The organism is Phenylobacterium sp., from assembly GCF_019636135.1.
Lineage (GTDB): Bacteria > Pseudomonadota > Alphaproteobacteria > Caulobacterales > Caulobacteraceae > Phenylobacterium.
Genome location: NZ_JAHBYD010000015.1, coordinates 47,887 through 72,650, shown reverse-complemented (window position 1 = coordinate 72,650; position 24,764 = coordinate 47,887). Strand labels below are relative to the sequence as shown.

The 24,764-nt window shown below is 71.6% G+C and carries 23 protein-coding genes; 11 read left to right on the top strand and 12 right to left on the bottom strand.

Annotation, left to right across the window (positions count from 1 at the left end):
- Positions 1–78: 78 nt before the first annotated feature.
- Positions 79–1,038: an acetyl-CoA carboxylase carboxyltransferase subunit alpha gene (locus KF737_RS12115; RefSeq protein WP_296454788.1), complete on the bottom strand. Its 960-nt coding sequence runs from the start codon at positions 1,036–1,038 to the stop codon at positions 79–81.
- Positions 1,039–1,197: 159 nt separating this feature from the next.
- Between KF737_RS12115 and KF737_RS12110 the strand changes: the two genes are divergently transcribed.
- Positions 1,198–1,986, top strand: a complete 789-nt coding sequence (locus KF737_RS12110) for a glycine zipper 2TM domain-containing protein (RefSeq protein WP_296454787.1) — start codon at positions 1,198–1,200, stop codon at positions 1,984–1,986.
- A gap of 154 nt (positions 1,987–2,140) precedes the next feature.
- On the opposite strand, the gene KF737_RS12105 is transcribed toward KF737_RS12110, so the two are convergent.
- A complete protein-coding gene (locus tag KF737_RS12105; protein ID WP_296454784.1) occupies positions 2,141–3,076 on the bottom strand; it encodes a site-specific tyrosine recombinase XerD in 936 nt (311 codons plus the stop codon).
- The gene (locus tag KF737_RS12100) at positions 3,073–4,266 is read right to left on the bottom strand and encodes a hypothetical protein (protein WP_296454782.1); all 1,194 of its coding nucleotides are present in this window, start codon (positions 4,264–4,266) and stop codon (positions 3,073–3,075) included. The genes KF737_RS12105 and KF737_RS12100 overlap by 4 nt, the downstream gene beginning before the upstream one ends.
- Positions 4,267–4,292: 26 nt before the next feature.
- Here KF737_RS12100 and KF737_RS12095 point away from each other — a divergent pair, with 26 nt between their 5' ends.
- The 3 genes from KF737_RS12095 to KF737_RS12085 are packed head-to-tail and all read left to right on the top strand — an operon-like array spanning position 4,293 to position 7,298.
- A complete protein-coding gene (locus KF737_RS12095; protein WP_296454866.1) occupies positions 4,293–4,883 on the top strand; it encodes a shikimate kinase in 591 nt (196 codons plus the stop codon).
- The gene (aroB, locus tag KF737_RS12090) at positions 4,880–5,992 is read left to right on the top strand and encodes a 3-dehydroquinate synthase (RefSeq protein ID WP_296454780.1); all 1,113 of its coding nucleotides are present in this window, start codon (positions 4,880–4,882) and stop codon (positions 5,990–5,992) included. The genes KF737_RS12095 and aroB overlap by 4 nt, the downstream gene beginning before the upstream one ends.
- 13 nt (positions 5,993–6,005) lie before the next feature.
- A complete protein-coding gene (locus KF737_RS12085; protein ID WP_296454778.1) occupies positions 6,006–7,298 on the top strand; it encodes an HlyC/CorC family transporter in 1,293 nt (430 codons plus the stop codon).
- A 78-nt stretch (positions 7,299–7,376) separates the two neighbouring features.
- Here KF737_RS12085 and KF737_RS12080 read toward each other — a convergent pair whose 3' ends face one another.
- Entirely contained in the window at positions 7,377–7,628 is a 252-nt protein-coding gene (locus tag KF737_RS12080) for a DUF3297 family protein (protein WP_296454776.1), read from the bottom strand.
- Positions 7,629–7,721: 93 nt separating this feature from the next.
- Here KF737_RS12080 and KF737_RS12075 point away from each other — a divergent pair, with 93 nt between their 5' ends.
- From KF737_RS12075 to KF737_RS12065, 3 genes are all read left to right on the top strand, one after another.
- A complete protein-coding gene (locus tag KF737_RS12075) occupies positions 7,722–9,932 on the top strand; it encodes a S9 family peptidase (RefSeq protein ID WP_296454774.1) in 2,211 nt (736 codons plus the stop codon).
- A 76-nt stretch (positions 9,933–10,008) separates the two neighbouring features.
- A complete protein-coding gene (locus KF737_RS12070) occupies positions 10,009–11,100 on the top strand; it encodes an IS630 family transposase (RefSeq protein ID WP_296454772.1) in 1,092 nt (363 codons plus the stop codon).
- A 211-nt stretch (positions 11,101–11,311) separates the two neighbouring features.
- Complete coding sequence (locus KF737_RS12065; RefSeq protein ID WP_296454770.1) at positions 11,312–12,055, top strand: hypothetical protein; 744 nt, start codon at positions 11,312–11,314, stop codon at positions 12,053–12,055.
- Here KF737_RS12065 and KF737_RS12060 read toward each other — a convergent pair.
- Positions 12,052–13,446 carry a PEPxxWA-CTERM sorting domain-containing protein gene (locus tag KF737_RS12060; protein ID WP_296454768.1) on the bottom strand — a complete coding sequence of 465 codons (1,395 nt, stop codon included), beginning with the start codon at positions 13,444–13,446 and terminating at the stop codon, positions 12,052–12,054. The two genes, KF737_RS12065 and KF737_RS12060, sit on opposite strands and share 4 nt — an antisense overlap.
- A 569-nt stretch (positions 13,447–14,015) precedes the next feature.
- Here KF737_RS12060 and KF737_RS12055 point away from each other — a divergent pair.
- On the top strand, positions 14,016–14,843 hold the full coding sequence (locus KF737_RS12055) for a thioesterase family protein (RefSeq protein ID WP_296454766.1): 828 nt from the start codon (positions 14,016–14,018) through the stop codon (positions 14,841–14,843).
- A gap of 264 nt (positions 14,844–15,107) precedes the next feature.
- Here KF737_RS12055 and KF737_RS12050 read toward each other — a convergent pair whose 3' ends face one another.
- Positions 15,108–15,515: a glycine zipper 2TM domain-containing protein gene (locus KF737_RS12050; RefSeq protein ID WP_296454764.1), complete on the bottom strand. Its 408-nt coding sequence runs from the start codon at positions 15,513–15,515 to the stop codon at positions 15,108–15,110.
- Between the two features lie 583 nt (positions 15,516–16,098).
- Here KF737_RS12050 and plsY point away from each other — a divergent pair.
- From plsY to KF737_RS12035, 3 genes are all read left to right on the top strand, one after another.
- Positions 16,099–16,749 carry a glycerol-3-phosphate 1-O-acyltransferase PlsY gene (gene plsY / locus KF737_RS12045; RefSeq protein WP_296454763.1) on the top strand — a complete coding sequence of 217 codons (651 nt, stop codon included), beginning with the start codon at positions 16,099–16,101 and terminating at the stop codon, positions 16,747–16,749.
- Between the two features lie 119 nt (positions 16,750–16,868).
- Positions 16,869–17,183, top strand: coding sequence for a hypothetical protein (locus KF737_RS12040; protein WP_296454761.1), 315 nt, complete (start codon positions 16,869–16,871; stop codon positions 17,181–17,183).
- Between the two features lie 12 nt (positions 17,184–17,195).
- Entirely contained in the window at positions 17,196–17,498 is a 303-nt protein-coding gene (locus tag KF737_RS12035) for a hypothetical protein (RefSeq protein WP_296454759.1), read from the top strand.
- A 151-nt stretch (positions 17,499–17,649) separates the two neighbouring features.
- Here the strand turns inward: KF737_RS12035 and KF737_RS12030 are convergent, their stop codons facing one another.
- From KF737_RS12030 to KF737_RS12005, 6 genes are all read right to left on the bottom strand, one after another.
- Positions 17,650–18,591 (bottom strand): phytanoyl-CoA dioxygenase family protein, encoded by a 942-nt coding sequence (locus tag KF737_RS12030; RefSeq protein WP_296454757.1) that lies wholly within the window; start codon positions 18,589–18,591, stop codon positions 17,650–17,652.
- 145 nt (positions 18,592–18,736) lie between these two features.
- Positions 18,737–21,385: a methionine synthase gene (gene metH, locus KF737_RS12025; protein ID WP_296454755.1), complete on the bottom strand. Its 2,649-nt coding sequence runs from the start codon at positions 21,383–21,385 to the stop codon at positions 18,737–18,739.
- A gap of 103 nt (positions 21,386–21,488) precedes the next feature.
- Complete coding sequence (locus KF737_RS12020) at positions 21,489–22,550, bottom strand: homocysteine S-methyltransferase family protein (RefSeq protein WP_296454753.1); 1,062 nt, start codon at positions 22,548–22,550, stop codon at positions 21,489–21,491.
- Entirely contained in the window at positions 22,547–22,849 is a 303-nt protein-coding gene (locus KF737_RS12015; protein WP_296454752.1) for an antibiotic biosynthesis monooxygenase, read from the bottom strand. The genes KF737_RS12020 and KF737_RS12015 overlap by 4 nt, the downstream gene beginning before the upstream one ends.
- Complete coding sequence (gene metF / locus KF737_RS12010) at positions 22,846–23,781, bottom strand: methylenetetrahydrofolate reductase [NAD(P)H] (RefSeq protein WP_296454750.1); 936 nt, start codon at positions 23,779–23,781, stop codon at positions 22,846–22,848. The genes KF737_RS12015 and metF overlap by 4 nt, the downstream gene beginning before the upstream one ends.
- Entirely contained in the window at positions 23,778–24,749 is a 972-nt protein-coding gene (locus tag KF737_RS12005; protein WP_296454747.1) for a metalloregulator ArsR/SmtB family transcription factor, read from the bottom strand. Before KF737_RS12005 ends, metF begins: the two co-directional genes overlap by 4 nt.
- Between the last annotated feature and the right edge of the window lie 15 nt (positions 24,750–24,764).

Here is a 24,764-nt window from a genome sequence, read left to right as displayed (position 1 = left end):
CGGAGCCGCCGCTGGCGCGGAGGCCCGTGCGAAGGGCGCGGCGCCCTTCCGTGGCTTTCGCGGCTCCCCTTCGGGCGCCTACTGAAGCCCGCTGCGGCCGATGGCGTAGAAGCGTTCGGCGCGGGCGGTCTTGAGTTCGTCCGCCGACAGGCCTTCCAGGGCCTTCAGCTCTTCCTCGACCGCCGCGCCCACGGCGGCCATCGCGGCTTCCGGATCGGCATGCGCCCCGCCGGGCGGCTCGGGGATGATGCGGTCGACGATCTTCAGCTTGATGAGGTCCTGGGCGGTGATCTTCATCGCCTTGGCCGCCTCGCCCGGCGTGCGCGCGCCGCGCCACAGGATGGAGTTCGCGCCCTCGGGCGGGATCACCGAATAGATCGCGTGCTCCAGGATCAGGACGCGGGAGCCGCAGGCGATGCCCAGCGCGCCGCCCGAGCCGCCCTCGCCGGTGACCACCGCCACCATCGGCGCCTCCAGCATCAGCGCCTTCTCGGTCGAGCGCGCGATGGCCTCGGCGACGCCGCGCTCCTCGGACGCCATGCCCGGGTAGGCGGCCGGCGTGTCCACGAAGCTGATCACCGGCAGGTTGAACCGCTCGGCCAGCTCGAACAGGCGCACCGCCTTGCGATAGCCCTCGGGGCGCGCGTAGCCGAAGTTGTGCTTCACGCGGCCGGCCGTGTCGCGGCCCTTCTCGTGGCCCATCACCACCACCGCACGGCCTCGGAAACGGCCGATGCCGCCCAGGATCGCCTGGTCGTCGGCGAACTTGCGGTCGCCGCGCAGCTCCTGGAACTCGTCGATCAGGGCCGCGGCATAGTCCACGAAGTGCGGCCGGTCAGGATGGCGCGCCACCTGGGTCTTCTGCCAGGCGTCCAGGTTGGAGTAGGCCTCGACCCGCAGTTCCTGGGCGCGGGCGCGCAGGGCCTCGATCTCGTCGTCCACGCCGCCGCCGGCGGTCTCGGACACCTTGGAGAGCTCTTCGATCTTGGCTTCGAGATCGGCGATCGGTCGCTCGAACTCGAGGTAGTGCGCGGCCATCAGGGCGTCCGTACTGGGAAGGCCACGGCCTCCGGAAGCGGCGGAAATTAGGCGTGAACGGTCCCGCTCACAAGCGGCGAACCCGAAGGCGCGTTCCCGCGGCTCGGAACGCTCAAGCCTGCCGGCCGTTTCGCCCCGTCGAGGGAGACCTGGAGAGTCATGATGCTCAAGTCCGTGAAGATCGCGATGGCGTCGTCGCTGGCGCTCGCCACCGCCGCCACGCCCGTCCTGGCCCAGCAGTACCGGCCGACCGACGAATATCAGCGCCAGCAGCGCGAGTATGACGCCCAGCGCGACCGCTACCAGGACCAGCGCAACCAGTACGAGGCCAGCCGCGACGCCTATCGCGAGTCCCGTCGGGACTATGCCGCCGCACGCCGCGACTACGACCGCCGCCTGGCCGAGTGGGAGCGCGCCCGGGTGATCTACGACCGCCGCTACGGCTCCGGCGCCTACGGGCGGCTCTATCCGCGCCCCGTCTGGGACACCGCGACCTGGACCCGCTACGAGGCGCCGCCCTACGCGGGCTACTACGGCCGCAACGCCTCGGCCTCGGCCGTCCCCTGCTCGACGTCGAGCGGCAATACGGTGGCCGGCGGCCTGATCGGCGCCCTGGCCGGCGCGGTGCTGGGCAGCCAGGTCGCCTCGCGCGGCGCCCGCACCGAGGGCGCGGTCCTGGGCGGCGTGGCCGGCGCGGTGATCGGCGGCGCGGTCGGCAACGCCAGCGACCGCAACTACAAGTGCGACAGCCGCGGCCCGTACTTCAGCTACGACGACACCATGCCGTACCGCGAGGGCCGCAACCGCTACGCCAGCGCCTACGACTACAACTACTACAGCCGCCAGCGCTGCCGCCTGGCCGCCGCGCCCGTCGACGCCTACGGCCGCGACCTGCGCTACGTCCGCGTCTGCCCGGACGACCAAGGCCGCTACCGCATCACGGGTTGAGGCCCGCCGGTCATCCCTCCCCTTCATGGGGAGGGTGGCTGGAGCGAAGCGACAGACGGGTGGGGAAGCCGCATTCAGGCTCAGCTTGGACCGGGGTTCCCCACCCTGCTCGCCTCCGGCGAGCTGTCCCTCCCCTGAAGGGGAGGGATTTCGTTCACCGCTTCTTCGCCAGGGGGTGGCGGGTCTGGACCACCTCGCGCAGGCGGTCGGACGCCACGTGGGTGTAGATCTGCGTGGTGGCGATGTCGGCGTGGCCCAGCAGCTTCTGCACCACCCGCAGGTCCGCGCCGCCTTCCAGCAGGTGGGTGGCGAAGGCGTGGCGCAGCACGTGCGGGCTGACGCGGTCGGGATCGATGCCGGCGTCGGCGGCCGCCTCGTCCAGCACCTGGGCGAACCGCCGGGGCGTCAGCCGTCCCGCCCTGCCCCGTGACGGGAAGAGCCAGGGGTTCGTCTTCCCGCCTTTCGGAAGGAAGCCCGGCCGGGCGTCGATGTAGGCCTTCACGGCCGCGCGGGCCTTCTCGTTCAGCGGCGCGAGCCGTTCCTTGCCGCCCTTGCCCTTGACGATCAGGTACGCCGGGTCGCGAGCCAGCGCGGCCAGCGGCAAGGCGGTCAGCTCCGAGATCCGCAGGCCGGAGGCGTAGGCCAGTTCCACCATGCAGCCGAAGCGGAGGCCCTGCGCCCCGTCGCGCGCCCCCGCGGCGGCGATCAGGCGGTCCATCTCGTCGCGCGAGAGCACCTTCGGCAGCGGCCGCCCCTTCTTCGGCGCCTCGACGCGACGGCTGGGGTCGTCGTCGCGCCAGCCCTCGCCCAGGACGAAGCGGTAGAACTGCCGCACCGCCGCGCGCCGCCGCGCCGCCGTGGCGGGCGACAGCCCCCGAGCGCCGAGCGCGGCGAAATAGGCCTCGACGTCCTCGGCGGACGCGTCACCCGGGCCGCGGCCCCGCGCCGCCAGGAAGCCGCTCGCGTCGGCGAGGTCGCGGGCATAGGCGGTGAGCGTGTTGCGGGCGGCCGCGCGCTCCACGGCCATCATCTCGAGGAAGGCGTCGACCCAGTCGTCCCCTCGAAGGCGGGCGGCGCCCCTGGCGGTCATTTCAGGCCCGCCAGCCCTTCCAGCACGAAGAGGCGCGCGTCGTCGAGCAGGCCCGCGCGGCCCAGCGAGCGGACGATCCGCACCCGGTCGCCCAGCGCCGGGCCCGCCGCGCCGGCGTCGGCGCAGGTCCAGAGCGCCAGCAGCGCCGCCTCGCCCATGCGGCGGGTGTCGGACGCGGCGTCCAGCGCCGCGTTGCGGCCGGACGGCGCCTTGCCCTCGGCCACGGCGAAGCCCGCGATCTTCGCCCGGTCCGGGCCCGGCAGATCGTTGGCCAGCGCCGCCAGGAGGAGCGCCGCCGCCTGCAGCCGCGCCCGCGGCTTCGGCTCGGCCGCCTCGGCGGCCGCCGAGATCAGCGCCGAAACGCCCGCCTCGGGCGGCATGCCGTCGCGCACCGCCGCGCCCAGGCCGCCGATCTCCGCGTCGATGAGGCTGGTGTCGAAGGCCGGCGTCGCGGGCTCGGCGCCCGAGAGCGCCGCGGCCACCACCGGCGCCGGCTTCGCCGCCGCCAGGTCCAGATCGAGCGAGCGCGACAGCGCCAGGTCCAGGCCGTTGCGCGCGGAGGCCACCCCGGGCGCCGCGCCCGACAGCTTCGCCATCATCAGCCGCCCGTAGATCGCGTCGCGGGCCTGGGCCTGCGCCAGATCGAAGGTGAGCTGGGCCTGGGCCCCCTGCCCCGCCTCGGCCTGGCAGAAGGCGCGCAGGCGCAGCCAGTAGATATCGCCGCGGTTGGTCCCGAGGCCGTCGGCGATGCCGCAGGCCCTCGCGCTGTCGCCCGCCAGCAGCGCGGTCTCGGCGGCCGCCCGCGCCAGCTCGGCGTTGCGCTCCAGGCCCGGCGCCCGCTCCATCAGGCGCGTCGCGGCGGCCACGTCGCCCAGGGCGATCAGCGCGCTCGCCCGCTGTCCGGCCAGCGCCTCGTCGCTCGCCGAGCCGTCCGGGCCCTTGGCGCCTGTGGCCAGGATGCGCCGCGCGAGGTTCGCCGCCGCGGGCGACAGCGGCCTGGCGGCCAGCATCGGCAGGACGATCCGCGCGGTCTCGATCGGGGTCCCGGCCCAGAGCTCCGCCGGCAGGCCGGTGTCACGTCCGGGCGTCGAAAAGGCGTCCGGCGCGGCCAGTTGCACGACCTGCACCTGAGCGGCGGCGGGCGTCGCGGCGAGCGCGAGCACGCTCGCGAAGAGGGCGAAACGCAACATGCGGAGCAGCATACCCATGGCCCCCGATTGGCGCGAGCACACAGGCTCGTGTAAAGCCTCAGCCGTCCATGGACCGCTACGAACCGCTTCGACATCGCACCATCGCACTTGTGGGCCTCATGGGCGTCGGCAAGTCGAGCGTGGGCCGCCGCCTCGCCAGCACGCTGGGCCTGCCCTTCCGTGACGCCGACTCGGAGGTCGAGGCCGCCGCGGGGCGGTCCATCTCCGAGATCTTCGCCGACCTGGGCGAGCCCACCTTCCGCGACGGCGAGCGGCGCGTGATCGCCCGCCTGCTCGACGGCCCGCCCCACGTGATGGCCACCGGCGGCGGCGCCTTCATGAACGAAGAGACCCGCGCGCTCATCAAGGCGCGCGCCGTGTCGGTCTGGCTGAAGGCCGACCTGGAGGTCCTGGCGCGCCGGGTCGGCCGCAAGGACACCCGCCCGCTCCTGACCGGCAAGGACCCGATGGAGGTGCTGAAGGCCCAGGCCGAGGCCCGCTATCCCGCCTATTCCGAGGCCGACGTCACGGTCGAGACCGGCGACGCGGCCCATCACATCACCGTGGGCCAGGTGATCGAGGCGCTCTCCGCACACCTGGGCGAGCCTGCCGAATGAGCCGGACCATCTCCGTGGGTCTGGGGGACCGCGCCTACGACGTGCTCGTGGGCGAAGGCCTGCTCGAACAGGCCGGCCGCCTGATCGCCCCGTTCCAGAAGCGCGGCCGCACCGCCGTGGTCTCCGACGAGACGGTCTGGGGCCTGCACGGGGCGCGCCTGACCGCCGCCCTCGCCGCCGCCGGCATCGAGGCGCTGCCGGTGATCGTCGCCCCGGGCGAGCAGACCAAGAGCTTCGCGGGCCTGGCCGACGTCACCGACCGGCTGCTGGCGCTGGAGCTCGACCGCGGGGACATCGTCACGGCCTTCGGCGGCGGCGTCGTGGGCGACCTCGCCGGCTTCGCGGCCGCCGTCTACAAGCGCGGCATCGACTTCGTGCAGATCCCGACGACGCTCCTGGCCCAGGTGGACTCCTCGGTCGGCGGCAAGACGGCGATCGACACGCCCCGCGGCAAGAACCTGGTCGGCGCCTTCCACCAGCCGCGCCTGGTGCTGGCCGACCTCTCGGTGCTCGCCACCCTGAACGCGCGTGAGATGCGCGCCGGCTACGCCGAGGTGATCAAGTACGGCCTGCTGGGCGACCGCGCCTTCTTCGAGTGGCTGGAGGCGAACGGCGCGGCCGTCCTGGCGCGCGAGCCCTCGGCGCTGGGCCACGCCGTGGCGCGGTCCATCGAGATGAAGGCCGAGATCGTCGCCGAGGACGAGAAGGAACAGGGCCGCCGCGCCCTGCTGAACCTCGGCCACACCTTCGCCCACGCCCTGGAGGCCGAGACCGGCTACGGCGACGCCCTGCTGCACGGCGAGGCGGTCGGCGTGGGCATGGCGCTGGCCTTCCGCTTCTCCGCCGGCCAGGGCCTGGCGAGCGGCCAGGACGCCGGCCGCGCCGGCCGCGCCATCGCCGCCTCGGGCCTGCCGACCGCGCTGGCCGACGTCGCGGGCCACCCGTTCGACGCCGGCCGCCTCGTCGCCCACATGGCGCAGGACAAGAAGGCCGAGGCCGGCCGCCTGACGTTCATCCTTGCCCGCGCCCTCGGCGACGCCTTCGTCGCCCGGGACGTGGACTCCGGCGCGGTGCGCCAATTCCTGGTCGCGGAAGGTGCGGCCGCTTGAGGACCAGACCCTGATGCTCGTCGCGCTGCTCGCGACCCTTGCGCCTTCGCTGATCGTGCTGCTGACCCTGTCGGCGCTGCTGTCGGCTTCGGAAACCTCGATGACCGCCGCCAGCCGCGGCCGTCTGCACCAGCTCGAACGCGAGGGCGACCGCGCCGCGCGCCGGATCAACCGCCTCCTGAACAACCAGGAGACGATGATCGGCGCCATCCTGCTCGGGAACAACGTCATCAACATCGGCGCCTCGGCCCTGACCACCAGCGTGCTGTCGGCCGTGTTCCCCGGCGCGTGGGGCGCCCTGATCGCCACGGCGGTGATGACCGTGCTGGTGGTGGTCTTCTCCGAGATCCTGCCCAAGACGCTGGCCATCGCCCGCGCCGACGACGTGGCCCGCACGCTCTCGATCCCGACCTACTGGACCGTGCGCCTCTTCGGCCCGCTGGCCGACGGCGCGCAGTGGATCGTGCGCCAGACGCTCCGGCCGTTCGGCATCCGCCTCGACGCCGGGACCGACGTCCTGGCGGCGCACGAGGAGATCCGGGGCGCGGTCGAATACCACCACTCCGAAGGCCTGGTGGAGACCCGCGACCGCTACATGCTGGGCGGCGTCCTCGACCTCAGCGAGATGGACGTCTCGGAGGTGATGATCCACCGCCGCTCGATGGCGACGATCGACGGCGGCCTGCCGCCCCGCGAGATGCTGCGCGCGGCGCTGGATTCGAACCACACGCGCGTCCCCGTCTATCGCGGCGAGCCCGACGACATCGTGGGCGTCCTGCACCTGAAGGACCTGCTGAACGCCCTCGTCGAGTCCGACGGCGACATCGAGAAGATCGACATCCCCGACATCCTGCGCGAGCCCTGGTTCATCCCCGAGACCACGTCGCTGAAGGACCAGCTCGCCGCCTTCCTGAAGCGGCAGAACCACTTCGCGCTCGTCGTCGACGAGTACGGCGCGCTGCAGGGCCTCGTCACGCTCGAGGACATCCTCGAGGAGATCGTGGGCGAGATCGAGGACGAGCACGACGTCACCGCCGTCGGCGTGAAGGCGATGCCCGACGGCTCGGTCACGGTCGAAGGCTCGGTGACCATCCGCGACCTCAACCGCGCCATGAACTGGGACCTGCCCGACGACGAGGCGGTGACGGTCGCCGGCCTGCTGATCCACGAGGCCCAGGCGATCCCGGAGGTCGGCCAGACCTACACCTTCCACCGGCACCGATTCAGCGTGGTCGCGCGCAAGGGCGCGCGCCTCACCTCGCTCCGCGTCGAGCCCCTCCCGCCCGAGGACGACGAGGACGCATAGGCGTCAGCGCCGCGAATTCGACACCAAGCCCACCAAGGTCACGAAGAGGCTGGCGTCGCCCTTGGCGCTCTTGGCGCCCTAGCCTTCGCGGAAATAGGGCTCGACCGGTCCCTGCAGCTTCATGGTCAGCGGGTTGCCGTGGCGGTCCTTGGAATTGCCCACCGACAGGCGGACCCAGCCCTCGCTGACGCAGTATTCCTCGACGTTGGTCTTGTCCTGGCCCTTGAAGCGGACGCCCACGTTCCGGGCGAGCACGGCCTCGTCGTAATAGGGGCTGTTCGGGTCGACGCTGAGGCGGTCGGGCAGGGTCGGAGGCGTGTCTTCGCTCATGGCGGGCACGTCGCATGGCCCGGCGGGCAATTCAAGGCGCGCCATCCGGGGCCCCGCATTGCCAAGCGCCCCCGTTCCCTGTTCAACGCGGCCATGAAGCTCCTCGCCGCCGCGCTCGCGGCCCTGATCGCCGCGACACCTGCCATGGCCGAACGCCTCCCTCCGCAACGGGTCTTCGACAGCCCCGACCTCTCCGGCCCCCGGGCCCGGGGCGTGAAGCTGTCGCCGGACGGCAAGGCGGTGACCTACATCAAGACCCGCGCCGACGACCTGCTGGTCACCGACCTCTGGATCGCCGACGTGGCCGGCGGCGAGCCGCGCATGCTGCTCGACGGCAAGACGCTGGCCCCCGAGGCCCGCGAGCTCTCCGAGGCCGAGAAGGCGCGGCGCGAGCGCGCCGGCGTCGCCACCCGCGGCGTGGTCGACTATGCGTGGGACAGCCAGGGCAAGCTGATCCTGGCTCCGGTCGAGGGCGACCTCTGGGTCTACGACGTCGCGACGAAGCAGGCGCGGCAACTCACCAGGTCGGCGGCCGACGAGATCGACGCCAAGATCTCGCCGAAGGGCGGTTTCGTCTCCTTCGTGCGCGAGGACAACCTCTACGTCGTGCCGGCCGCCGGCGGGGCCGAGCGCGCGCTCACCGAGGGCGGCACGGAGCTGAAGAGCTGGGGCACGGCCGAGTTCATCGCCCAGGAGGAGATGGACCGCTCCACCGGCTACTGGTGGAGCCCCGACGACAGCAAGATCGCCGTGGCCTTCGTCGACCAGACCGGCGTCGACATCGTCCCGCGCCCCGAGGTGAACGCCACCGGCGCCCTCGTCGTCCCGCAGCGCTACCCGCGCCCCGGCCGCCCGAACGCCAGGGTCGAGCTCTACGTCCAGCCGCTCGGCGGCAGCGGCCGCATCAAGGTGGACCTGGGCGCGGACCCCGACATCTACCTGGCCCGCGTGGCGTGGGCGAAGGACGGCAGGACGCTCTACGTCCAGCGCCAGAGCCGCGACCAGCGCCGCCTGGACCTGCTGGCGGTCGATCCGGCCACCGGCGCCGCGAAGGCGATCCTCACCGAGGAGAGCCCGCACTGGGTCGACCTCTCCGACGACTTCAGGCCGCTGAAGGACGGGACCTTCCTCTGGTCGTCCGAGCGCTCGGGCTTCCTGCACCTCTACCTGTACGCCGCCGACGGGAAACTCATCCGGCAGGTGACGAAGGGCGACTGGCCCGTCGAGAAGGTCGCCGGCGTCGACGAGGCCGCGGGCCGCGTCCTCTTCCTTGCGCACAAGGACAACCCGGTGGAAAGCCGGCTCTATGCGGTCTCGTACAAGGCGCCCGGCGAGCCCCGGGCGCTCACGCCCGGCGGCGGCTCGTGGACCGTCACCGTGGCCGACAAGGGCGGCGCCTTCGCCGGGACCTACGAGGACCCCAAGACCCCGCCGCAGACCGCGCTCTACAAGGCGGACGGCAGCCGCGTGCGCTGGATCGAGGAGAACGCGCTGAAGGCCGGGCACCCGTTCTGGCCCTACGCCGAGCGCCTGCGCGTCCCCGAGTTCGGGACCATCAAGGCGGCCGACGGCCAGGACCTCTGGTGGGAGCTGCGCACCCCGCCCGGCTTCGACCCGTCGAAGAAATACCCCGTCGTCGTGCAGGTCTACGGCGGGCCGGGCAGCGCGCGCGTGGCGAAGAACTGGCACACGCCCGAGGACCAGATCCTGCTCGACGCCGGCTACATCCTCTTCCGGCTCGACAACCGCGGCACGCCCAACCGCTCCGTCGCCTTCAAGACCGCCATCGACCGGCGCATGGGCCAGCTCGAGGTGGACGACCAGATCGCCGGCGCGAAATACCTGCAGTCCCTGCCCTATGTGGACGCGGCGAACATCGGGGTCACCGGCTGGTCCTACGGCGGCTACATGACGCTGCTCATGCTCACGGCGAAGGACAGCCCCTTCAAGGCCGGCGTCGCCGGGGCGCCGGTCACCGACTGGGCGCTCTACGATACCCACTACACCGAGCGCTACATGGGCGCGCCGGCGGACAACCCGAAGGGCTATGCGGCGACCGAACTCGTGGCCCGCATGCCGCGGATCAAGCCGGGCTCGCTGCTGGTGATGCACGGCATGGCCGACGACAACGTCACCTTCGACCACACGACGCGGATCCTGTTCGCGCTGCAGGCCGCGGGCACGCCCTTCGAGACCATGGTCTATCCGGGCCTGCGCCACCGCGGCGGCTGGACGCCGAAGAACCGCATGCACCGGGCGATGCAGGCGGTGGACTTCTTCGACCGCAAGCTGAAGGGGAACTAGTGTCCCGACTCAGAAGTTCACTGGACTCTAAGGGGACTCAATCGTGTCAGACTCTCCTGGTTTTGGAGTGTCTGGGATGGGTGGTCGGTACTTGTCGCCGCTTCAGGTCAGCGAGGCGGAGCGTGCAGAGCTGACGTCGCTGGCGTCGCGTCGGACCACGGCGCAGGCCCTGGCGCTGCGGGCGCGGATCGTTCTGGGCTGCGCCGAAGGCGCGCAGAACAAGGATGTGGCCGCCCGCCTGGGGGTTAGCGAGAACACGGTCGGCAAGTGGCGCCGGCGTTTCGCCGAGCATCGGCTGGAGGGCTTGCGCGACGAGCCGCGCTCCGGGACGCCGCGTACGCTTGAGGATGCGCAGATCGAGGCGGTGATCGTGCGCACGCTGGAGAGCCTGCCGCCGGACGCCACCCACTGGAGTTCGCGCAGCATGGCCAGGGCCAGCGGCGTGTCGATCTCCAGCGTGCAGCGCATCTGGCGCGCCTTCGGCCTGCAGCCGCACCGGCTGGAGACCTTCAAGCTGTCCACCGATCCGGACTTCGTCGCCAAGGTGCGCGACGTGGTCGGCCTCTACGTCTCGCCGCCCGAGCACGCCATCGTGCTCTGCGTCGACGAGAAGTCGCAGATCCAGGCGCTGGACCGCAGCCAGCCGATGCTGCCCATGCGGCCCGGCCAGGCCGCGCGCCGCACCCACGACTACAAGCGCCACGGCACGACCTCGCTCTTCGCCGCCCTCGACGTCGCCACCGGCCAGGTGATCGGCAAGTGCTTCCCGCGCCACCGAGCGACCGAGTTCCGCCGCTTCCTCGACCAGATCGAGGCCAACGTGCCTGAGGACCTCGATGTCCACCTGGTCATGGACAACTACGCCACCCACAAGACCCAGCTGATCCGCGACTGGCTGGCCAAGCGGCCCCGCTGGCATGTCCATCTGACCCCGACCAGTTCATCCTGGCTCAATCAGGTCGAGCGCTTCTTCGCCCTGCTCACCGACAAGAAGATACGCCGCGGCGTCCACCGAAACGTCGCCGACCTGCAAGCCGACATCGCCGCCTTCATCGATCAGCACAATGCCGATCCCAAGCCCTTCCGATGGACCAAGTCCGCCGACGACATCCTCGCCTCCATCGAACGATTCTGTGTCCGAAACACCACTCACGCCAATCAACCTTAACTGCGCAAACTTCTGAACCAGGACACTAGGCCGCCAGCCCTTTCAGCCGCGACGGTTCGGCCTCTGGCGGCGCGCGATCAACGGCCCTATCCTGGCCCACGCGTGTCAGTCGATCTGGAGCCTTCGCGTGATCAGGATGATCATCGGGGGCGCGGTGGTTGCTGCGCTCCTTCCCACTCAAGCTTCCTCCGCGCCGGCCAAGGCGGCCCCCTTGCGCACGCCGGCCCTGGCCTGGGTGATCACGCCCACGGACGCGGGCTGTCGGGTCGACCTCGACCTGATCGCGCGCTCAGGCGCCAGCACGCCCGTCGCCCTGGTCTCGGACGGCCAGGTGACGAGCCTGCGGTTCTTCAAGGACGCCCTGCCGACCCGCGCCTTCCTGCCGATCCGCATCGACAAGCAGCGGTTCTCGAACCTGATGCTGCGCGGCGAAGGCAGCGCGGGTGAGCTGGTGCTCTCGGAGGAGACCGAGGTCGCCATGCGCCGCGGCGGCGCGCTGGGCATCGCCTGGCTGACCGAGGAGCCGCTGACCGCGTCGCTGTCCGGTTCGGAACAAGGGCTGGTCGACCTGAAGGTCTGCGGGGCGCAGACCGCCACGCGGCAGCGGGAGCGCCTCGCCGCCGAGCAGGCCGCCCGCGACCGCGCCGAGGCCGAGGCACGCGCGAAGCGGCTCAACGACGCCCAACTGGCCGCGATCCAGGCCCAGACCGCCGCCGCCGAGGCCCAGCGCCGCCAGGTGGAGGAGACCGCAGCGCGTCAGCGCCGCGCCGAGGCCGAAGCCCGCGAACGCGCCTACGCCGAGGAGCGCCAGCGCGCCTACGAGGAGGATCGCCGCCGCGCGTACGAAGCCGCGCGGCGCGAGGAGGACGATCGCCGCTGGATTCCCGCGCCCGCCTATCCGGTGCAGCCGCAGCCTTACTATCCGCCGCCGCGCTACGGCTACGAACGCTATTAGCGGACCGAGGCGGCGAACCGGCGCCGGCGGATGGCGTAGCCCACCGCGCCGAAGCCCAGGATCATCATCGCCCAGGTCGCGGGCTCGGGAACGGCTGCAGAGAGGCCGGGGTTGACCGGCGTCGTCTGGCCGGGCGGGTTGCCGTCATCGCCGCCGCGGGGAGGACCTTCCTCGCCGCCGCCGCCGTTGCCACCGCCCGTATTCCCGCCGTTGTTGCCGGGCGGCGTCAGGTCGAACGGATTGTTCGTACCGCCACCGCCGCCGCCGGGCGCGCCGGGGACGGTGGGCTCGGCCGGCGGACCGCCCGTGGGCGGAAGCGGACCGGGCGGATCCACGCTGGGCGGAACCGGGTTCGTCGGATTGAAGGGGTCGCCGCCGCCCGGGGTCGGGCCGGTCGTGTCGCCGTCGCCCGTACCGCCGCCAGCCGTGCCGCCGCCGGTCGCACCGCCGCCGCCGCCACCACCGCTGCCGCCGCCCGTACCGCCGGCGCCGCCACCACCGCCACCGCCACCACCGCTGCCGCCCAGGTCCACGCCCGGATCGAGATCGCCGCCGGGATCGAAGCCGGGGCCGACCAGGGTCGTGCCGCCGTCGCCGGTCGTCGGGGCCGGATCGCCAGCCGTGGGCGCGGAATCGTCGTTCGTCGTGGCGGGATCGCCACCGCCATCGGAGCTGCCGTCGACACCCGTGGCGTCGCCATCGCCGCCACCCGCGCCACCGCCCGCACCGCCGCCGCCCGACGTCGCGCCGCCGGCGCCGCCGTCGTCTGCCGGCTCGGCGCCGGAACCGTCGCCGTTCGAATCGGCGCCGCCCGTGGGCTGGTCCGGAGTCGTCGGGCCGTCGGCGCGGAACAGGTTCAGGCGGCCGCCGTCGAGGATGCCGTTGCCTTCCATCAGGGTCGGCGAGGCCAGGGCGGTCGCGCCGAACATCATGAACATGACGGGACCGTGCCGGCGTAGCTTGTGGTGCCACGTCTCGCCCGGACACACTTCGGGCCGAAGCGCCGGGTGCCACGGGGCCAGCGGGCAGATCTCGCCGTCGGGGCCCAGCACCTTGCCGGGCCACATCCAGCTCCACAGCCAGGAGAAATGCCACCAGCGACGCACGCCGCGGTCGGCGACGTTCGGCCACATCCAGCCGAACAGGATGGCCATCAGCCCGTGAGGACGGCCGTAGGTCTCATCGTGGACCGCGCTGGGCCACAGCCAGCCGAGCAGCGAGCTCCAGGCCAGCAGGCCAGCGCGTTCGTCGCGCTGTTCCCTGGCGTCGGGCCACAGCCACGCCAGAAGGCTGGTCGCGAGGCCCGCGCGCTTGCGGCCGCGTCCGGTTTCCATCACGGCCGTCACGATTTCGTCCCCCCAGGGGCGACCGGATGCATCGAAATCAGCCACGGAACCGCACTTGCCGACTGTTGCCCAAAACCGGACGCCGCCGCCCCCCGGGACCCGTCGCCTAGGGCAGAGATGCCACAAAGCTGTCTAACTGTCGTTAAGATCGACCCCCGCGCGACGCCTTGCCGCGGCTGGGCCCGGAGCGAATGTTTCAAACCGGAAACACCAAAAAGACCGCCCGCGCAGTCTGCGCGCCGGTCGCTTCCACTCGTGCTCGCGTGGCCAGAGCCCCGCATGAGACTGCTCCTGTCCGGCCGCGCGGGGGACCGCGGCGCATGGTTTCAACCTTGACCTTGGGACGCCGGGGGGTACGTCACAACGCCGAACAATTCGCAGGCGAAATAGGTTCGCGTTTCGGGAAACGTCCTGCGGAACTCGCACTCTCCCTGCAAGTACGAGGCCAGCTTGGCCTTGGATGCAGACCTCCGCCGGGGCTCGCCGCCCGCGGAGCGCGGCGGAAGCGTGGGGGCGAAACGAAAAAGGGTCCCGCCGGGACCTCGTCCGTCGCAAAGTGGAGGAACACGCGGCTCTCTTCCGTGACGCAGCGGCCGTCCTGTAGACAGCCGTCCATGACCGAGACGACCCAGACCCTGCAGATGCCCCTCACGGCCCTCGGCCCTGGCCGGTGGACGACGCTGGCGGGGCCGGAGTGGCGCAACCCCGGCGGCGGCCTCTGGGGCGGCTACGCCATCGGCCTCTGCATCAAGGTGGTCGAGTCCGAGCCCGAGGCGGTCGGCGAGGCGCTGTCGCTCACGCTCACCTACGCCGCCGCCCTGCCGGCCGGCGAGCTCGACATCCGCACGCGCCGGCTGCGCCAGGGCGGCTCGATCGGCGTCTGGGAGGTGGAGTTGCGGCCGGCCGGATCCGAGGAGGTCGGCGTGCATGCGATGGTCACCATGGCCCGGCGGCCGCCGACGCCGGCCTTCGCCTTCGCCGCCATGCCCGACGCGCCCGATCCCGACAGCCTGCCCTGCCCGGTCATGGCCGGCGCCACGCAGCACTTCGGCGCCCAGGCGCTGGAGCGGCGCACGCTCGACAGCTTCCCGCCCGAGCCCACCGGTGATTCCCGCACCCTGGCGTGGGTCCGCTCGCGCCGCGGGCCGCTCGACAAGGCGCTGCTGGGCATGATCACCGACAACTCGGCGCCGCGGGCCTTCTATGCGCTGGGCCCGACGGTGATGACGACCACGCTCTCGCTCACCGTCTACCTGCACGCCACCGTCGCCGAGATCGCCGAGGTCGGGCACGACTTCATCCTGGTCGAGTGCGAAGGCCGGGTCGGCGCCGGGGGCGCCTCGGACGAGCGCTCCAGCTACTGGCGGCGCGACGGCAAGCTGCTCGCCACCAGCGAACAGCTCTGCTGGTACCGCGAACACCGCCGCGAGCCGCCGGAGTAGAGCCCCCGTGAGCGTAGCCCTCCTGCGGCTCCGGGCATCACCGTTCCACACCGGGTGTCATCCCCGCGTGTCATCCCGGTTTCGCGAAGCGAAGACCGGGACCCAACCTTCGGGCGTATCGACGGTGGGAGACCGGCCCCGACAGTCGAGGCCAGAGCACCATCTCAGAGCACCGGAGGGTTGGGTCCCGGTCTTCGCCTGCGGCGAAACCGGGATGACAATCGTAGGATTCGAAAGAGGGCCCCGAGGGGCCCTCTCCCGCCTCTAGCGGCCGTAGTAGTAGCCGCTGCTGTGGCCGTTGTAGCGGCCAGCGCTGTAGCCGTACGGCTGGTGGCCGCCGTAGTAGCCGCGGTCGTTGGTCCGGTAGCGGGTGTCGCGGCCATAGTAGGGCTGGCTCGTCCGGTACGAATAGCCGGTCCGGCCGTAGTCGCGGCGGTCGTTGTCGCTGCCCGCGGCGGCCCCGAGGGCCGCGCCGGCGACGGCGCCGATCGCCACCGCCTCACCCTTGCCGTTACCGATGGCGGCGCCGGCGACGCCGCCGATCAGGGCGCCGAGCAGGGCGCTTTCGGTCTTGGACGCGGCCGCGGCCTGACCCGCCGGCAGCGCCATGGCGCCCGCCACGGTCAGGGCCAGGAGGGCCTTCGGGGCGGCCTTGGCGAAAGTCTTGGTCATGGCTCGTCTCCTTCAAAACGTTGGAGACACCCTAAGGGCCGGCCCCTGAACGCCCCCGGAGCCCGTCGTTCATCTTCGCGACAGCCGACGGCCACGGTCCGGCCAGACGAAAAAGGGCCCCGAAAGGGACCCTCCACCGTATTCGCGAGAGAATGAGGTCGGCCCGCGCGGCCGGGGGGTTTGAGCGCCTCAGGCGCCCACCATGCCCACCGCCGCGAAGCCGCACACCAGGCCGAACATCGCCGTCAGCAGCAGGGCTGGGACGATCCGATCGACGTGGCTCCGGATCTGCGAGAGGCTCATGACTGGACCTTCAGTCTGGGGAGAAACCCGTGGGGAGCGGGCCGTCCGTGTGGACAAGCTTCAGATAGCATCGCCGGCGAAGATGAAGGATCGGTGAGTTCGCATGACGGCTCTGCATTTTCGCAAACGATGCGGGCCGGTCACATCTTCGCCTCACAGGGGAGTGCGTCTCGCCCAGGCGCGGGCCGGTGAATCGATCCATGCTGCGGCTCCGTCGCCCGTTCGGGCTGCGATGCTCGAACGCGCGGACCCGCTCCACGGTCGCCGAGGTCGACATCCCATGGTCTTCTGGATCGCGAGCCTCGCCGGCCTGGCCGTCGCCTATCTCCTGGGCTCGTTCCCCACGGGCTACATCGCAGGCCGGCTCTTCAGGGGCGTGGATATCCGCGACCTCGGCTCGGGGTCCACCGGCGCCACCAACGTGCTTCGCACCCTGGGACCGTGGGCCGGCGCGGCGGTGCTGCTGATCGACGTGCTGAAGGGCGTGGCGGCCATAGCCGTCGCCCGCACGCTCTGGAGTTGGCTCGAAGCGCAGCCGTCGGTCACGTTCGTCGATCTGCCGTCCGCCCTGCCCTGGGCGGTCTGCCTGGCCGGGCTCGCGGCGCTCATCGGGCACGCCCGGCCTGTCTGGCTCGGCTTCAGGGGCGGCAAGTCCGTCGCGACGGGGCTGGGGGTGCTGCTGGCGATGTCGTGGCCGGTGGGCGTGGGCGGCCTCGCCGTCTTCGCCGTCGCCGTCGCCGTGTTCCGCATGGTCTCGCTGGGGTCGATCCTGGCGGCGCTGACCGCCGTCGGCGTCGTCTGCGCGCTGGACCACCCGCTGCCCTACCGGCTGATGGTGATCGCGGGCGGCGCGTACGTCGTCTTCCTGCACCGCGCCAACATCCGGCGGCTGCTCGCCGGGACCGAGCCGCGCCTGGGACGGAGATCCTAGCTGTCCGACGCCCGCGCGGGCGCGTTTTCGCGCTTGGCCCCGTCCCGGGCGACCGGCATGATGCCGGCGGCTCCGGACCCTGGGCCGCATGTGACCGCCCGACGGGGAGTTCCGCCAAGATGCTGTCGCTGATCCTCGCCGCCCTGCTGCAGTCCGGCGCGCCCGCCACGCCCGATCCGGCGACGCCGCCGGCCCCCGCCGCGGCCGCGGCGACCGTCGCGCCCGTGTCGTCCGAAGCGCCGATGACGTTCGGTATCGTCGAAGGCAAGCGCGCCGCCAAGTCGGATCGCGTCTGCTTCAACGACCCGGTCCTGGGCTCGAAGATCCCCACCCGGCGCTGCATGGGCCGCGGCGAGTTCGAGCAGCGCCAGCGCGAGCAGCGCGACTACGTGCGCAAGGTCCAGGACGACGCGCGCGCGCCGCCTTCCCGCTAGGCGCAGGACCACATGCCGATCCCGCTCGCCGCCCTCTTCCTCCTCGCGCAGGGCCCCGCCACGCCGCCAGCTTCGCCCGGACAGACCGTCACGGTGGCGCCGGTCACCGCCGAGGGCCAGGCGATCACCTACGGCATCATCGAGGGCAAGGGCCAGCCGAAGCCGAAGAAGGTCTGTTTCAACGACGCCCAGAGCGGCTCGAAGATCCCCGTCAAGCGCTGCATGGATCGCAAGGTGTTCGAGCAGCAGAAGAACGACGCCCGCGACCAGATCTACCGCATCCAGAGCGACGTCCGCTCGCCCACCGGCGACTAGACCCGACGACAGCCGGCAGCCCGGCGACGCTGCATGCCCCGCTCACCGACTTGTCGGGAAATCGCCACGCGGTCCGTCCTGGGGTCGCCGCGCATGCTCCACGCCTTACTGGCCTATCAAGAGGAGACCGTCATCCAGGGCCTGAGGCGGCTCAGCCGACCGGCTTCACCTGCGCCTCGCGCGCCTCGGAGGCCCGCGCGATCACCTCGGCCAGCAGCGCCGCGCCGCCCAGGCTGCCCTCGGCGTCGTCGGGCACGCCCAGCGACCACTCGGGCGGCACGGTCTCGGGCCCGGCGCCGGCCGGCAGCGGCGGCGTGTAGTAGCCCAGCGCGTAGTTGCTCATGGCGTAGCCCACCAGCGCGGCCAGCTCCGGCTCCAGCTTCCGCGCCTCCTCGGGCGGGCACGAGAGGTACATGTTCTCCTCCTGCCTGAGCCACCCGAGCGAATAGGTGATGTTGAGGCCCCAGCGGTCCCCATTCTTCTCACTATCGGGATCAGCATCGTTCGCGCCGCCCGAGTGGAACACCGTGCCCGTGTAGATCAGCACCGAGCCCTTCCTCATCTCGGCGCGGGCGATCTCGTGCGGCTCGGCCTTGCGGTCGTCGGGCCAGGCCTGGGATCCGGGGCAGACCTGCGTCGCCCCGTTCGCCGCCGTGAAGTCGGTGAGCGCCCAGATGGTGTTGAGCTGCGGCTCGATGCCCGGCATCTGCCGGCCCCAGGCCCAGCGGTCGCGGTGGATCGCCTGCGCCGGCTGCCCGGGCATGATCCGGATCACCTGCGCCAGGTGGAGCTGGTAGCGGTGGCAGTTGGGCTTCAGCAGCGCCTCGGCCAGCGCCAGCACGCGGGCGTCCATCACCAGCGGCCGCGTCCTGGGCGAGCGCGCCACGAGGGCCCCGGTCCGCGTCGTCCGGCTTCCGGTGAAGCTGTCCTTCCCGGTGGGCGTGGCGTCCACATAGGGCGTCAGCTCCGCGACCAGCGCGTCGACCTCCGCGGCCGACAGCGCGTCGTCCAGGATCAGCGCCCCGTCGCGATCGAGCACCGCCATGATCTCGGCGGTCGGCGCGTCGGCGGGCAGGTGCTCGAGGCTGGGCATGCGGGCGATCCTCCTCGCGGCACTCTGCGCCCGTTGAGCGGCGGCGCCTACCTCAGGAAGCTCGGCACGAAATAGGCCGCCAGCAGCAGGCCGAGCAGGATGATCATCACTCGGCCGACCAGTTTGTTGCGCGCTTCGGGGGTCATCAGGCGGGCTCGTAGTTGAGGATGGGGGCGAGCCAGCGCTCGGCGGTGCGCAGGTCCCAGCGTTTGCGTCGCGCGTAGTCCTCGACCTGGTCGCGCTCGATGCGGCCGACGCCGAAGTAGTGCGCTTCCGGGTGGGCGAAATAGAGGCCGGACACGGCGGCCGGCGGGGTCATGGCGAAGCTCTCGGTCAGCTCGATGCCCGCGGCCGAGGTGGCGTCCAGCAGCCTGAACAGCGTCGCCTTCTCGGTATGATCGGGCTGCATCGGATAGCCCGGGGCCGGACGGATGCCGCGGTATTGCTCGGCGATCAGGGCGTCGACGTCGAACGGCTCGTCCGGCGCATAGCCCCAGAGCTCGGTGCGCACCTTGCGGTGCATGGCCTCCGCGAACGCCTCGGCCAGGCGGTCGGCGAGCGCGGTGAACAGGATGGCGGAGTAGTCGTCGCCGGCGTCCTTGAACGCCCTGGCCTGGGCCAACTCGCCGTGGCCGGCGGTCACCGCGAAGCCGCCGATGTAGTCCGGCCTGGTCCCCACGGGCGCCACGAAGTCGGCCATGGCGACGTTCGCCCCGTCGCCCGACTTCAGCATCTGCTGGCGCAGGGTGTGGAGCCGGGCGATCTCGGTCTGGCGGTCCTCGTCGGCGTAGACCACCACGTCGTCGCCGTCGGTGTTGGCGGGCCAGAAGCCGACGACGCCGCGGGCTTCCAGCAGGCCCTCCTGGAGGATCCGGTCCAGCATGCGCTGGGCGTCGGCGTAGAGGTCGGTGGCGGCCTTGCCGACCACGTCGTCCTCCAGGATCGCCGGGAAGCGGCCCACCAGTTCCCAGCTCGCGAAGAACGGCGTCCAGTCGATGTAGCGGCGCAGCTCCGGCAGGTCGTAGGGCGCGAAGGTCCGCGTCCCCAGGAACGACGGCCTCGGCGGGTCGTAGGTGGTCCAGTCGGGCGTGAAGGCGTTGTCGCGCGCGTCCTGGATCGTGGCCCGCGCCCGGTTGCCCTGCCCGCGCGCGAACTGCTCGCGCACCTTGACGTAGTCGGCCTCTGTGGCGGCCAGGAACTTCGGCTTCTCGGTCGGCGACAGCAGGTTCGAGACCACGCCCACGGCGCGGCTGGCGTCCAGCACATAGGTGGTCGATCCGGCCGGATAGCGCGGCGAGATCTTCACCGCGGTATGGGTCTTCGAGGTGGTGGCGCCGCCGATCAGCAGCGGCATCTTCATGCCGCGCCGCTCCATCTCGGAGGCCACGTAGACCATCTCGTCCAGGCTGGGCGTGATCAGGCCCGACAGGCCGACGATGTCGACGCCGTTCTTCTCGGCTTCATCGAGGATGCGGTCGGCCGGGACCATGACGCCGAGGTCGATGACCTCGTAGTTGTTGCACTGCAGGACCACGCCCACGATGTTCTTGCCGATGTCGTGGACGTCGCCCTTGACGGTGGCCATCAGGATCTTGCCGGCCGACTGGCGTTCGCCGCCGTCCTTCTCGGCCTCCATGAAGGGCATCAGGTAGGCCACGGCCTGCTTCATCACGCGGGCCGACTTCACCACCTGCGGCAGGAACATCTTCCCCGCGCCGAAGAGGTCGCCCACCACGTTCATCCCGGCCATCAGCGGGCCTTCGATCACGTGCAGCGGGCGCTCGGCCGCGGCGCGGGCCTCCTCGGTGTCGGCCTCGATGAACTCGGTGACGCCGTGGACCAGGGCGTGGCTGAGCCGGCCCTCGACCGGCTGCTCGCGCCAGCCGAGGTCGGCGCCCTTCGCCTCGCCCTTCTGGCCCTTGTACTTCGGCGCCAGGTCGACCAGCCGCTCGGTGTTGGAGATGTTGGTCCGCTGGCGGCGGTTCAGGATCACGTCCTCGACCGCCTCGCGCAGCTCGGGGTCGATGTCGTCGTAGACGGGCAGGTCGCCGGCGTTGACGATGCCCATGTCCATGCCGGCGGCGATGGCGTGGTACAGGAACACCGAGTGGATCGCGCGGCGCACCGGCTCGTTGCCGCGGAACGAGAAGCTGACGTTCGAGACGCCGCCCGAGATGCGCGCGTAGGGGCAAGCCGCCTTGATCCGCCGCGTGGCCTCGATGAAGTCGACGGCGTAGTTGTCGTGCTCCTCGATCCCGGTCGCCACGGCGAAGATGTTGGGGTCGAAGATGATGTCCTCGGGCGGGAAGCCCACCTCGTCCACCAGGATGTCGTAGGCGCGCCTGCAGATCTCGACCTTGCGCTCAGCGGTGTCGGCCTGGCCCACCTCGTCGAAGGCCATCACCACCACCGCGGCGCCGTAGCGGAGGCAGGCGCGCGCCTGCTCCAGGAACTTGGCCTCGCCCTCCTTCAGCGAGATCGAGTTCACGATCGCCTTGCCCTGGACGCACTTCAGCCCGGCCTCGATCACCTCCCACTTGGAGCTGTCGATCATCACCGGCACGCGGGCGATGTCCGGCTCGGCGGCCACGAGGTTCAGGAACGTCCGCATGGCCGCGACCGAATCCAGCAGGCCCTCGTCCATGTTGACGTCGATGACCTGGGCGCCGGCCTCCACCTGCTGGCGCGCGACCGACAGCGCCTCGGGGTACTGCCCCTCGGCGATCAGCTTGCGGAATTTCGCCGAGCCCGTGACGTTCGTCCGCTCGCCGACGTTGATGAAGACCGGTCTCATTTCGTCCTACTTACCACCGGTCATCCCCGCGAATGCGGGGACCCAGGCTGATTTCCTTGCAAGGCCACAAGTCTGGGCCCCCGCATGCGCGGGGATGAGCGGGTTACGCCAGCTCGAAGGGCTCCAGGCCGGCGAGCCGCATGGCCTTGGGCCTGTCCGGCACGGCGCGGGGCGTCAGGCCCCGCACCGCCTCGGCGACGTGGCGGATGTGGTCCGGCGTCGTGCCGCAGCAACCGCCCAGGATGTTGACCAGCCCGTGCTCGGCCCACTCGTGCAGCATGTGGCCGGTCTGGTCCGGCGTCTCGTCGTACTCGCCCATGGCGTTGGGCAGGCCAGCGTTCGGATAGGCCGAGACCAGGGTGTCGGCCACCCGCGCCAGCTCGGCGATGTGGGGCCGCATCAGGTCGGCGCCCAGCGCGCAGTTCAGGCCGATGGCGAACGGCTTGGCATGGCGGACCGAGTTCCAGAACGCCTCCACCGTCTGGCCCGACAGCGTGCGCCCCGAGCGGTCGGTGATCGTGCCGGAGATCCAGATCGGCAGCGGCTCGTAGCCCTCGTCCTCCAGGTCCAGCACCGCCTTGATCGCCGCCTTGCAGTTCAGCGTGTCGGTGATGGTCTCGATCAGGAACAGGTCGACGCCGCCCTCGTGCAGCGCGCGGACCTGCTCCGAGTAGGCCTCGTAGACCTGGTCGAAGGTCACCTTGCGCGCGCCCGGGTCGTTCACGTCCGAGCTCATCGACAGCATGACCGGCAGCGGCCCGATCGAGCCGGCCACGAACCGCGGCTTGCCCGGCTCCTTCGCGGTCCAGCGGTCGGCGACCTCGCGGGCGATGCGCGCGCCCTCCAGGTTGATGTCGCGCACGGCGGCTTCCATGCCGTACTCGGCCTGGCCGATGGTGGTGGCGGAAAAGGTGTTGGTCTCGGAGATGTCGGCGCCGGCGGCGAAATACTGGTCGTGCAGGTCGGCGATGATGTCGGGCCGCGTCACGCACAGCAGGTCGTTGTCGCCCTTGAGCTGGCCGGGCGCGTCCGCATAGCGGTCGCCGCGGTAGTCGGCCTCGGCCAGCCCCCGCTTCTGGATCATCACGCCCCACGACCCGTCGAGGATCAGCACGCGTTCCCTGGCGGCCGCCTTCAGCGCTGCGATACGGTCCTGACGTGTCATCGGGCAAGCTCCTGCAGGTCGAACAGGCGGCCCTGGAAGCCGCGATAGTCGCCGTCCACGATCTCGGCGAAGGCCGCGGCGAGCGGCGTGCGCGCGAATGCGCGGTTCCCGGCGTCGGCTGCGGCCGCGCTCTCCCAGAGCATGGTGTCGGTCCACGCCCCGTCGCCTTCGAACAGCTCGTAGCGGACGAAGCCGGGCTGGGCGTGCATCCACGCCTCGGTCTCGCGGCTGAGGGCGATGAAGCGGTCCCGATGCCCTGGCGCGCGGAGCCTGGACGTGACGATCACGACGGAGCTCATGCCGCAGCCTCCCTCGGTTCGGCGGGCGGGGCCTCGCGCACGCCCAGGACCCGGCAGATCGCATAGGTCAGGTCGGCGCGGTTCAGCGTGTAGAAGTGGAAGTCGCAGAAGCCTTCCTCGGCGAGCTTGGCGCACATCTCGGCGGCCACCGAGGCGGCGACGAGCTTGCGGGTCTCGGGGTCGGCGTCCAGGCCCTCGAAGTGGTTGGCGAGCCAGGCGGGGATGGCCACGCCGATGCGGCCCGACATGTTGCGCAGGCCCTCGAAGCTGGAGACCGGCATGATCCCGGGCAGGATCGGCACGTCGATCCCGGCCTTGCGGATCCGCTCCACGAACCGCAGGTAGCCGTCGATGTCGAAGAAGAAGTTGGAGATCGCCCGCGTCGCGCCCGCGTCCACCTTGGCCTTCAGCACCGCGATGTCGTGGTCGACCGAGGGGCTCTCCGGGTGGATCTGCGGATAGACGCCCACGCTCACGTCGAACGGCGCGATGGCCTTGATGCCGGCGGTCAGCTCGGTGGCGTTCTGGTAGCCGTCGGCGCGCGGCGCGTAGGCGCCGCCCAGCGAACCCGGCGGGTCGCCGCGCAGGGCCACGATGTGGCGGATGCCGGCGTCCCAGTAGTCCCGGATCACCTCGTCCACCTCGGCGCGGCTGGCCTCGACGCAGGTCAGGTGCGCGGCGGGCCTGAGCGTCGTCTCCTTCAGGATGCGCACGACGGTGCGGTGGGTGCGCTCGCGGGTCGAGCCGCCGGCGCCATAGGTCACCGACACGAACTCGGGGCTCAGCGGCTCCAGCCGGCGGATCGCCTCCCACAGGCTCTCCTCGCTCTTCGGGCCCTTGGGCGGCGAGAACTCGAACGAGACGCGGGGGCGCGGGCCCTGTCCGGCCCCGGCGCGGGCCACGGGGCCCAGGGCGGTGTCGGCCGGGGTCATGCCGCGCTCCTGAGGGCGGTGGGCGCGCGCTGCGCGGCCCAGATCTTCACGGTCAGCCCGTCGGCCTGGTTGGGCGGCAGCGCGGTCAGGGCGGCGGCGGGCAGCTCGGCCTCGGCCAGCCAACGGGCCATCTCGTCGTCCGAGAAGCCCAGGCGGCGGTGCTGGTGCTGCTCGCGCAGGAACTCGTGCTTGTGCGGGGCGAAGTCGACGATGATCAGCTTGCCGCCGGGCGCCACGATGCGGCCCGCCTCCTTCACCGCCGCGGCCGGGTCGCCGAGGTAGTGCAGCACCTGGTGGACCACCACCAGGTCGGCCGCCTCGTCGGGCAGGCGGGTGTCGAAGATGTCGCCGTGGCGCAGGTCCACATGCGAGAGGCCCGCCTCGGCCACGTGCTTGCGCGCGATGTTGAGCATCTGCTGGCTGAGGTCGAGGCCGATGGCGTGGTCGGCCTGCGGCGCCAGCAGGGTGAGCATGCGCCCCGTGCCCGAGCCCAGGTCCACCAGCCGGCGCACGCGATGGCCGCCCGCGGCCGCCACCACCTGCGCCTCGACGTCGGCGTCCGACACGTAGAGCGAGCGCAGCCGGTCCCACTGGGCGGCGTTCTCGGCGAAGTAGGCCTGGGCGGCCTCCGACCGCTCGGCCTGCACGTCGTCCAGCTTGCGCCGGTCGCGGGCCAGCCCCGGGTCGTCCGGGTTGATCCGCGCCAGCACCTCGCCGATCACCTCTTGCTCGCGGCCTGCGCCGGAGAGGCGGTAGAAGACCCACGCGCCGTCCGGGAACCGCTCGACGAGCCCGGCCTCGGCCAGCAGCTTCAGGTGCCGCGAGACGCGCGGCTGGCTCTGGTCCAGCACGCGGCACAGCTCCAGCACCGCCAGCTCCTCCCGTTCCAGCAGCGCGAGGATGCGCAGGCGCGTCGGCTCGCCCGCCGCGCGCAGCACATCGACCGTCTGTTTCGCCGAGAGCTTCATCGCACATAAAGATAT